Source organism: Dethiosulfatibacter sp., from assembly GCF_983023055.1.
Genome location: NZ_CEZJXU010000300.1, coordinates 1 through 3235, shown reverse-complemented (window position 1 = coordinate 3235; position 3235 = coordinate 1). Strand labels below are relative to the sequence as shown.

The 3235-nt window shown below is 38.0% G+C and carries 3 protein-coding genes; all 3 read right to left on the bottom strand.

Features of this window, described 5'->3' with window-relative positions; genetic code table 11:
- Positions 1 to 279: 279 nt before the first annotated feature.
- Positions 280 to 1329, bottom strand: a complete 1050-nt coding sequence (locus AC3AX0_RS09955; RefSeq protein ID WP_487550139.1) for a PTS sugar transporter subunit IIC — start codon at positions 1327 to 1329, stop codon at positions 280 to 282.
- Positions 1330 to 1445: 116 nt separating this feature from the next.
- Positions 1446 to 2432 (bottom strand): xanthine dehydrogenase family protein molybdopterin-binding subunit, encoded by a 987-nt coding sequence (locus AC3AX0_RS09950; protein WP_487550138.1) that lies wholly within the window; start codon positions 2430 to 2432, stop codon positions 1446 to 1448.
- Positions 2433 to 2447: 15 nt separating this feature from the next.
- Positions 2448 to 3235 (bottom strand): molybdopterin cofactor-binding domain-containing protein (locus AC3AX0_RS09945; protein ID WP_487550137.1); only part of this gene is annotated, 788 nt, incomplete at its 5' end.

The window sequence follows — 3235 nt, the reverse complement described above, 5'->3', positions numbered from 1 at the left end:
ATGCTGCAGTTTTCACACATGTTGTTTCTCCTTCCTTGTTTCTGTTTTGGTTTTTAGGTTTAAAAGAGTACGAATTGCGATTCAATCCGTATTTTCTATTTAAGAATTTATTATGGCATTATTGCGATATGTCGTATCTAAATTGCTAAATACAGAATACATGATGTGTTTTCTATATGATTTCGAATTAAAGAGAGGGTGAATTTTCAATAAGGCTATTAAAAACATATGCCACCCTTACAGGTGGCATATTGTAGTTATATATTTTGTAAATTCGTCTTATATATCTAGTTTTAAATCTTCTGGTTTTATTAGGTTCATTTTCTTCATTATTTTGTAAGTAGAAAGTCCTATTACTATAGGAAGTATGAAATGTACAACAAGGATTCCTATATACATGCTTGCTCCACCTTTACCTGCAGCTTCCATAGCTGATATAGCACCAAACTGTCCAACAAGTCCAGATGTACCCATTCCTGATCCGATAGAAGTATTTTCCATCTTAAACACTGTAGTAGCTATTGGCCCAGTTATTGCGGATGTAAGAATCGCAGGTATCCATACCTTCCAGTTCTTTACTATGTTTGGAACCTGAAGCATTGAAGTTCCAAGACCTTGCGAGAACACTCCACCAACACCGTTTACTTCATAGCTGATTACTGCAAATACTACCATCTGTGCCGAACATCCTGCAGCAGAAGCACCCGCAGCCAGTCCACCAAGACCAAGCATTATACCTATTGCAGCACTACTTATTGGAAGCGTAAGAGCTATACCCATAAGTACTGAAACAAGTATTCCCATTGGTATAGGCTGAAGATCTGTAGCTGCATTTATAATATTTCCGAATCCAGTCATGAAGGCGTTGATTCCAGGTCCTGCTAGAGTTCCTACAAGTACACCTACTATGATTGTAACTGCTGGAGTTACAATTATGTCTATCTTTGTCTCTTTTGAAACAAGTTTACCGAATTCAGCACCAACTAATCCTGCTAGCAATGCACCAACCGGTCCGCCAAGTGCAGCACCGGCTGCTCCTGTCATTGTTGAAGCAAATATTACAAGTGGTGGAGCCTGAAGTCCATAGGCTACTGCAACACCGATTCCTGGTCCTGTCATTGCTCTTGCAATAGGCCAAATTGTATCAGTAAGTAAGGCGATTCCAAGTTTTCCACCAATTACGTTAAGAATACTACCAATAATTAGTGTTCCGAATAAACCAAGAGCCATGAAGCTCAAAGTGTCAATAAGGTACCTCTTTACCGATATTTCAATATTCTTTCTCTTTAAAAAACTTTCTTTCTTTACTTCCGTTTTGTTATTACTCAAATCTGTTCCTCCATATAAATTTATTTTATAATATCACTGCATCAAAATTGTCCACACAACTTTAATGATGCAGTAGTTAAACCGGGTTGAGGGCCGGTTATACTCGGTTAATAGTGTTACTTTCCTTCTTTTTCCTTTATTGCTTTCAATACAACATCTGCAGTTGCAGGAAGACTAGTGATTCTAACTCCAACAGCATCATAGATTGCATTTAGTATTGCTGGTGCAACCGGTATAAGTGCCGGTTCTCCAACTCCTTTAGCTCCATATGGACCAGACAATGCAGGATCTTCTACAATTACAGAATGAATCTCAGGCATGTCTTGAGTTGTTTGGATTATATAATTATTTAAGTCGTCATTTTTTACGATTCCATTTTTAATGTCAACTTTCTCAGTAAGGGCAAATCCTATACCCATTGCAACTCCACCTTCTATCTGTCCTTCAACATTTATCTTGTGAATTGCTTTACCTACATCATGAGCACAAACTATTTTTGTTACTTTTACTTCGCCTGTTTCAGAGTTGACTTCAACCTCTGCAATCTGAGTCGCATAAGCATAAGTTTCATAAGGCGATCCCTGCATGTCACCGTCAAGTGCTATTGTAGAAGGATTGTATTGACCTTTTCCAAGTGCAAGAAGACCTCTTGCCTTCAATCCCATCATTATATCTACATAAGCCAATGATTTTTCTTCATTGTTCTTTACTGATGCTTTGTTATCAGCTAAAACAACATCTTTTTCACTACAATCAAGAAGTTGTGCTGCAACCAAAATAATATTTTCTCTAGCCTCTAGGGATGCAAAATAACATGCATTACCTGAAATATAAGTCTGTCTACTTGCTGAAGTCGCTCCACCCTCCGGTGTCACTCCTGAATCAGCTGATCTTACAACTACCTTGTCAAATGTAACTCCCAATGTTTCAGCAGTAATCTGTGCCATTACAGTATCAGATCCCTGGCCTATATCAGCAACTCCTGCCAATACAGTTGCCGAACCATCTCCGTGTACTTCTACAAATGCTGCAGCTGGGTTTGGTAATCCTGTATTACCTATTCCATACCACATACATCCTACTCCTGTACCTTTCTTAATCATGTAATTTCCTCCCTTCTACTTAATTACTTCCTTAGCTTTAGCCACGGCAGCATTTATTGTATCTCTTATACCTACACTGTTTGACAATAATTGTCCAGTTCCTGTCTTCGATCCTACTGAGAAGCAGTTAATAAGTCTTATATCAACAGGACTTATTTCAAGTTTTTCAGCTAATAAATCCATTTGAGCTTCATGAGCTATCGAAACCTGTGGCACTCCAAATCCTCTCATTGCTCCGCACATAGGATTATTTGTATATACCATTGTAGCGTTGATTTTCACATTTGGAATTTCATAAGGACCCTGTGCATGTACCATTGATCTGGTTATTACTGCTAGTCCATAAGAACCATATGCCCCAGTATCTTGTCTAAGTTCAGCTTCCATTGCCAATATCTTTCCATCCTTAGTAGCACCTGTCTTGAATTTCATATAGTGAGGATGCCTCTTTGAAGATACCTGCATTGATTCTTTTCTCTTTCTAACCATTTTAACAGGTTTTTCAGTATAATATGCAAGAAGTGCAGCATGGCATTGTGTAGAAATATCAAGCTTTCCACCAAATGCTCCTCCAGTATTACCTTGAATACTTCTAACTCTGTTTAAAGAAAATCCAAGCATTCCTGCAACTTCGCCCCTGTCGTAATGAGGGTTTTGAGTTGAAGACCAAAATGTAAGTATTCCTTCTTCTAACTTAGCTATTGTAGCTTCTGTTTCTATAAAAACATGAGAAATTGAAGGTGTATAATAATTTTCTTCGACTATTACATCACATTGCTTGAATGCCTCTTCAACATCTCCTC

Bases quoted from the DNA above. Each gene is read 5' to 3' on its own strand.
- AC3AX0_RS09950 (WP_487550138.1), bottom strand. From the start codon at position 2,432: ATGATTAAGAAAGGTACAGGAGTAGGATGTATGTGGTATGGAATAGGT.